The 6,264-nt window shown below is 57.3% G+C and carries 6 protein-coding genes; 1 reads left to right on the top strand and 5 read right to left on the bottom strand.

Annotated features, from left to right (window positions below):
* The 3 genes from ACESMB_RS14210 to ACESMB_RS14200 form a co-directional block, all read right to left on the bottom strand.
* Positions 1–1,166 (bottom strand): class I SAM-dependent rRNA methyltransferase (locus tag ACESMB_RS14210; RefSeq protein WP_372971897.1); only part of this gene is annotated, 1,166 nt, incomplete at its 3' end.
* A 202-nt stretch (positions 1,167–1,368) separates the two neighbouring features.
* A complete protein-coding gene (gcvH, locus tag ACESMB_RS14205) occupies positions 1,369–1,761 on the bottom strand; it encodes a glycine cleavage system protein GcvH (protein WP_372927567.1) in 393 nt (130 codons plus the stop codon).
* Positions 1,762–1,853: 92 nt separating this feature from the next.
* On the bottom strand, positions 1,854–2,750 hold the full coding sequence (locus ACESMB_RS14200) for a LysR family transcriptional regulator (RefSeq protein ID WP_372927566.1): 897 nt from the start codon (positions 2,748–2,750) through the stop codon (positions 1,854–1,856).
* A 115-nt stretch (positions 2,751–2,865) separates the two neighbouring features.
* On the opposite strand from ACESMB_RS14200, the gene metE reads away from it, so the two are divergent.
* Complete coding sequence (gene metE / locus ACESMB_RS14195; protein ID WP_372927565.1) at positions 2,866–5,139, top strand: 5-methyltetrahydropteroyltriglutamate--homocysteine S-methyltransferase; 2,274 nt, start codon at positions 2,866–2,868, stop codon at positions 5,137–5,139.
* Positions 5,140–5,181: 42 nt separating this feature from the next.
* Here the strand turns inward: metE and ACESMB_RS14190 are convergent, their stop codons facing one another.
* Together ACESMB_RS14190 and ACESMB_RS14185 are read right to left on the bottom strand one after the other, a co-directional pair.
* Positions 5,182–5,880 carry a DUF3592 domain-containing protein gene (locus ACESMB_RS14190; protein WP_372927564.1) on the bottom strand — a complete coding sequence of 233 codons (699 nt, stop codon included), beginning with the start codon at positions 5,878–5,880 and terminating at the stop codon, positions 5,182–5,184.
* Between the two features lie 58 nt (positions 5,881–5,938).
* Complete coding sequence (locus ACESMB_RS14185) at positions 5,939–6,241, bottom strand: TM2 domain-containing protein (RefSeq protein WP_372927563.1); 303 nt, start codon at positions 6,239–6,241, stop codon at positions 5,939–5,941.
* Between the last annotated feature and the right edge of the window lie 23 nt (positions 6,242–6,264).

Below are 6,264 nucleotides of genomic sequence, written 5' to 3'. Positions count from 1 at the left end.
CAGCTCTTGATATAATCCGTCTCCGGAATTCCCGGCACCACCGGGTGATCCGGCGCCTGATGCCCCTGCTCCAGCAACTGCACAAACCGATCAATCTTGCGGCCACTGCTACGGATAATATCCGTCAGCTTCTCCTGGGACAGATGCATGGAACAGGACGCAGACACCAGCAGCCCATCCCGGTCCAGCAGCCGCAAGCCTAACTGGTTCAGGCGTGCATAGGCCTCTTCCCCGGCCTTCTGGTCACGCCGCCGTGGAATCAGCGCCGGCGGGTCCAGCACCACGATGTCGAACTTTTCCTTTTCCTCACACAGTGCCTTCAGGGCTTCAAAGGCATCGCCCTCGATGGTTTCAATATTATCCAGCCCGTTGATCCTGGCATTGTGATGAACCGAATCGATGGCACCGGCGGAACTGTCCACGCAGGTCACCTGCGTCGCTCCGGCACAGGCCGCCTGAATACCCCAGCCGCCCACGTAACTGAACACATCCAGCACCCGCTTGCCCGGCGCATAGGCCTGCAAACGCTGCCGGTTCATGCGGTGATCATAGAACCAGCCGGTCTTCTGTCCACCTTCCATGGGCACCTCGAAACGAACCCCGTTCTCCTCAACCTGCAGGAGATCAACCTCCGGCCCATGGGCCTGCTCAACGTAGGTATCCAGCCCCTCCACCTTGCGCATCTTACCGTCGTTCTTGAGGATAATCGCCCGTGGATGCGCCAGCCGCAGAACCGCCCGAACAATCGACTCCTTCATCTGCTCCATGCCGGCGGTGGAAATCTGAACCACCACCACATCATCAAAGCGGTCAATCACCAGCCCGGACAACCCATCGCTGTCACCAAACACCCAGCGATAGAACGGCTTATCAAACAACCGCTCCCGCAACGCCAGCGCTGTCTCCACCCGATCGGTAAGACGCTGAGGCGTCATGCCATGGGCAGCGTTGCGGCTGATCAGTCGACCGCAGATCAGCGCATGGGGATTCACAAACACCGTCCCCATAGGCTTGTCATTGGCAGCCCGCAGCTCCGCCTGGACACCGGCCTCAAAATCCGTCAGGGGTGAGCGACGGGTATCCACTTCATTACTGTAAACCCAAAGATGGCCAGCCCTGAGCCTGCGCTCGGCGCCTTTGCGAAGGTATAAAACCGGGAAATTCATAGAGAACCGCCTGAAGAAAGAATAGAAAGAAAGCTGAGTGCTTGTATCGACGAGGCCGGCACTGGAGACCGGGGATCAAGTCGGGTGGGCCTTCCAGAAATGTGCGGAGCCACGGATGGCGGAGCCCAAGCCGCACAGGGACTTCTTGAGGCGTTTTCTGGAAGGCCCACCCGGCTTGATCCATGCTCAAAAACAACAAACGTCATTCCTCGGAAGCAACATGCTCCGCATAGGCAACAGAATCCATCAGGCCATCCAGCTCCCCCGGATCCGCCAACCGCACCCGGAACAACCAGCCGTCGCCATAAGGATCCTCATTCACCTTCTCAGGCTCATCCTCAAGGCTCTCATTGACCTCAATCACCTCACCGGTGACCGGACTGAACACATCGGAAGCCGACTTCACAGACTCAGCGACCCCAGCTTCCTCTGCCCCGGTAACCGACGTGCCCACATCCGGAACACCAATAAAAACGATATCCCCCAGCTGATCCTGGGCAAAATCCGTAATGCCGACGGTTGCGGTGCCATCATCAGCCACGCGCACCCACTGGTGAGTCTCAATGTATTTCAGATCTGCGGGCGTTTCGCTCATGATCAGATTCCCCGATGAATAATTTCGCGCATTTTAACCGAAGAAGAAGGCCCCGGCGAACATCTAGGACAATGTAGCCCGAGAAACCGGTTTCAGGCGAGACCCCAGGTGGTCTCACGGGCCATCGCCATAAACGACTGCAAATACTCCACACCCGCATCCCGTTCCCGCAGCCCCAGGAAGATCTGTTTGTCGATCCCCTTTTTTCCCAGCCTTACCGGAATAATCGGCATCTGATGGGCGTACTCCTCTACCAGCCAGCGGGGCAGCGCCGACACGCCCCGCCCCGCAGCCACCATCTGCAACATGATATCCGTGGTTTCGATGGTCTTGTGCCGGGCCGGACTGCTGTGGGCCGGCAGCAGGAACCGGGTATAGATATCCAGCCGCTCCGCATCCACCGGATAGGTGATCAGGGTTTCGCTCTCCAGATCCGCAGGCTCAACCCAGACTTTTGAGGCCAATGGATGGGCGCTGTGCACCACCAGAACCTGCTCATAATCAAACACCGGCGCGAATACCAACCCCTTCCGATGCAAAGGATCCGGGGTTACCAGCACGTCTATATCATAGCCAAATAATGCCCCGATGCCGCCGAACTGGAAGCGCTGCTTCACATCCACGTCCACCCCCGGCCACTGCTCCAGGTAAGGCCCTACCACCTTGAGCAACCATTGATAGCAGGGATGGCACTCCATGCCGATTCGCAGGCTACCTCTTTGGCCCCGGGCAATCTGGCCGACCAACTCCTCGGCATGCTCAAACTGGGGCAACAGCCGGTTCGCCAGGGACAGCAGGTACAGGCCTGACTGAGTCGGCCGTAGTTTCCGCCCCTCACGAACCCAGACGTCGGTGCCAAGCTGCTGTTCCAGCTTTTTCATCGCATGGCTGAGGGCAGACTGGGTCAGGCATAAGGCATCCGCCGCCGCAGTCAGAGAGCCGCACCGATCCACTTCGCGGACGATCTCAAGGTGGTTACGTTCAATCATCCCAAGGCCTTTGTTGAATTAATTTCATGGAATGATGAGATAATACCATTTTTGTTCATAATATTTCATCGCTAGCCTTGGTGCCTGATTCAGGACAAAGAACAGGAGATTCACCATGGTAACCACACACAATCTGGGTTTTCCCAGGATCGGCGAGCGCCGGGAGCTGAAGTTTGCCCTTGAGGGTTTCTGGAAAGGCGAACTGGACGAAGACTCCCTGCGGGAAACAGCGGCCAGGCTCCGCGACCACAACTGGAAAGACCAGCAACAACTGACCCTGGCTCCAGTGGGAGATTTCTCACTTTATGACCAGGTGCTCGACATGAGCGCCACCCTTGGCAACCTGCCAGACCGGGCCGGCAAAGCCGAAGAAAATGAACTGGACCGGTACTTCCGCATTGCCCGTGGCCGATCCCCGGGTGACGGCGACTGTTGCGGCGTCCACGCGGGCGAAATGACCAAGTGGTTCGACACCAATTATCACTACATCGTCCCGGAATTCGATGCCAACACACGGTTTGCCCTTGACCCGACGAGACTACTGGAGCAACTGGCAGAAGCGAAGACTAAAGGCGTTAACGCCAAACCCGTGATCATCGGCCCTGTCACCTACCTCTGGCTGGGCAAATCCAAGGACGAAACCGACAGGCTCAGCCTGTTGGACGATCTGCTGCCCATTTACGGAAAACTGCTACAACTCCTTGCCGACAATGGCGCGGAGTGGGTACAGATTGATGAGCCAATACTGGTCACAGAACTGGATGGAGAGTGGCGGCACGCCCTGAACCTGGCCTACCACAACCTCAAGGCCAGCCCCGTAAAGCTGTTACTGACCACTTATTTCGGACAACTGCGGGAGAACCTGCAACTGGCCTGCGAACTGCCGGTAGCCGGCCTCCACCTGGACGCCACCAATGCCCGTGACGAAGTAGCACGCGTCTCAGATTGGCTGCCGGGGCACAAGGTACTCTCCCTCGGCGTGATTGATGGTCGCAATATCTGGAAGACCGATCTCCAGGCAACCCTGGACTGGCTTGAGCCGTTGCACCAGAAGCTGCAGGAGCGGCTCTGGCTGGCGCCTTCTTGCTCACTACTTCATGTACCGGTAGACCTGAACAACGAAACCACCATGGACCCTGAAATACGCTCCTGGCTGGCCTTCGCACGGCAGAAATTGGCGGAACTGCGGTTGTTGGCGACAGCCCTCACTGAAGGCCGGGAGACAATCGCCGACGCGCTGAACACCAATGCGGATGCGATACTCAGCCGCAGGAACTCAACGCTTGTAACAGATCCGCAGGTCCGCAAAGCCGTCGCGGCAATTACCTCGGACTTGGGCCAGCGCAAAAGCGACTATCAGAAGCGCTCGGCGATCCAGGCCAGCCACCTGAAGCTGCCACGCTACCCGACAACGACCATAGGTTCCTTTCCCCAGACCAGGGACATCCGTCAGACGCGACTCGAGTTTCGCAAAGGCGAACTCCAGCCCGAGGAATACGAAGCAAAAATCCGCGACGAAATCCGCCACTGCATCGAGGAGCAGGAGAAACTGGGCCTGGACGTTCTGGTGCATGGTGAAGCCGAGCGCAACGACATGGTGGAGTACTTCGGCGAGCAACTGGAAGGCTATGTATTCAGCCGCTTCGGCTGGGTGCAGTCTTACGGTTCACGGTGCGTAAAACCACCCATCCTGTTCGGCGATATCTCCCGACCCAAAGCCATGACCGTGGAATGGATCCGCTACGCCCAGTCCCTCACCGACAAGCCCCTGAAAGGCATGCTCACCGGCCCGGTCACCATCCTGAACTGGTCCTTCGTTCGTGACGACCAGCCCAGGAAAGACACCTGCCTGCAACTGGCACTGGCCATACGGCAAGAAGTGCTGGACCTGGAACAGGCCGGCGTCAACATCATCCAGATTGACGAAGCCGCCCTTCGGGAGGGCCTGCCCCTGCGCCGGAGTGACTGGCAGACCTACCTGGACTGGGCCATCGAAGCCTTCCGAATTACTGCTAACGGCGTGAAAGACGAAACCCAGATTCACACCCACATGTGCTATTCGGAATTCAACGACATCATTGAAGCCATCGCCCGCATGGACGCGGATGTCATCACCATCGAAACCTCAAGGTCCGACATGGAACTGCTGGACGCCTTCAAGGGCTTCCAGTATCCCAACGACATCGGCCCGGGGGTGTACGATATCCACTCGCCCAATGTGCCTGGCACGGACCATATCGTCTCGCTGATGAACAAGGCCGCGGAACGAATTCCTGCAGAAAGGCTCTGGATCAACCCGGACTGCGGGCTGAAAACCCGTTCGTGGGACGAGGTGATCCCGGCGCTCAGGGGCATGGTGGCTGCGGCCCGGGAGCTGCGGGAAGCGTGAGCCGTCAGGGGAGAGGCGTAGAGTGCCTCTCCCCTGACGCGCTCAGGATGCCACTTTGGGCAGGAAGGAGGTATCGACCCAGTAGCGTTTGGGATTGTCCGGGCGGATATACACGCTGATCGACTCTCCCGGAATGTGATCACTCGGGTCGAACCACAGGTTATCGCTACGAAAAACATGGAGTTTCGCCGTTGCGGGATCCTGCCATTGAGTGACGATCCTGAAGGGGCTCTGGCCGTTCATGACCAGACTGGTATTCTGCTCCACCCCCTGGATACGGGCAGTCACCAGCTGGCCACTCTCTCGCAGTTTTGCGCCTCTGCCTTTTCTGATCAAAGGCACTATCACCATCAAACTGCCAACCAGGAAAAACGTTCCTCCCAGAATTGCCATGATTAACGCACCACCCCACAACGAGAAGAAGCCATTAATACGTGCACTCCCCGGCTCTCCGGGCAGATAGAAAACCGACACCTCCTCACCGCGGCTGTAGGAAGCAGGGTTACTGCCGGATGATGACTGGAATTCAATCAACTGACCGCTGGCGTCTTCAAACTGCACCACCGGGTAATAACTACTGGAATCTCCAGAGCGGGAATAAACCAGGTCGGTCACAACGCCCGGCGCCTCCAACGCCTCGTCCAGAAACGTGACTGTACTCTGATACCAGAGAAAGGCTCCAACGAGCAAAGCACCCCCCACCACAGAAAACAGGTACTTCAGAAAATCATAAACACGCATATCAGTTCCCTTGATTTATCCAGAATAAAAATCCATTTCTATTGCCCGGCCCGTTAACTCAGAACCAGTCCCTGACAATCTGCCCGTTCTTGATCCGCCAGAACGAAAGGCCATAGTTCAGGTCTCGCCCCCGGGAATCCTTCACAAACCCGGTGTCGCGGCCAAATGTATGAAGGAAGGCATCCGTGCCCAACAGAACAATATCCAGGAACCACCAGATACCTACCCCACCCAGCGTCACTGCCTTGAGCAGGCCCGTTTTCCATTTGCCGAGGTAAAAGCGATCTGCACCTAAAAGCCCAAAGAATCCGCCAAGAAACAGGGCCAGAAGTCGGTTTTTGCGTTGTTCAGGTTGGTTCATTTGCATTCCTCCTTGAATGTTTT

Source organism: Marinobacter sp., from assembly GCF_041686475.1.
Taxonomy (GTDB): domain Bacteria; phylum Pseudomonadota; class Gammaproteobacteria; order Pseudomonadales; family Oleiphilaceae; genus Marinobacter.
The sequence above is the reverse complement of the archived record's forward strand: the minus strand, read 5'-3'. Positions and strand labels throughout refer to the sequence as shown.

Coding starts and splice junctions, on each gene's coding strand:
- metE (WP_372927565.1), top strand. CDS start 2,866: ATGGTAACCACACACAATCTGGGTTTTCCCAGGATCGGCGAGCGCCGG.
- ACESMB_RS14190 (WP_372927564.1), bottom strand. CDS start 5,880: ATGCGTGTTTATGATTTTCTGAAGTACCTGTTTTCTGTGGTGGGGGGT.
- ACESMB_RS14185 (WP_372927563.1), bottom strand. CDS start 6,241: ATGAACCAACCTGAACAACGCAAAAACCGACTTCTGGCCCTGTTTCTT.
- gcvH (WP_372927567.1), bottom strand. CDS start 1,761: ATGAGCGAAACGCCCGCAGATCTGAAATACATTGAGACTCACCAGTGG.
- ACESMB_RS14200 (WP_372927566.1), bottom strand. CDS start 2,750: ATGATTGAACGTAACCACCTTGAGATCGTCCGCGAAGTGGATCGGTGC.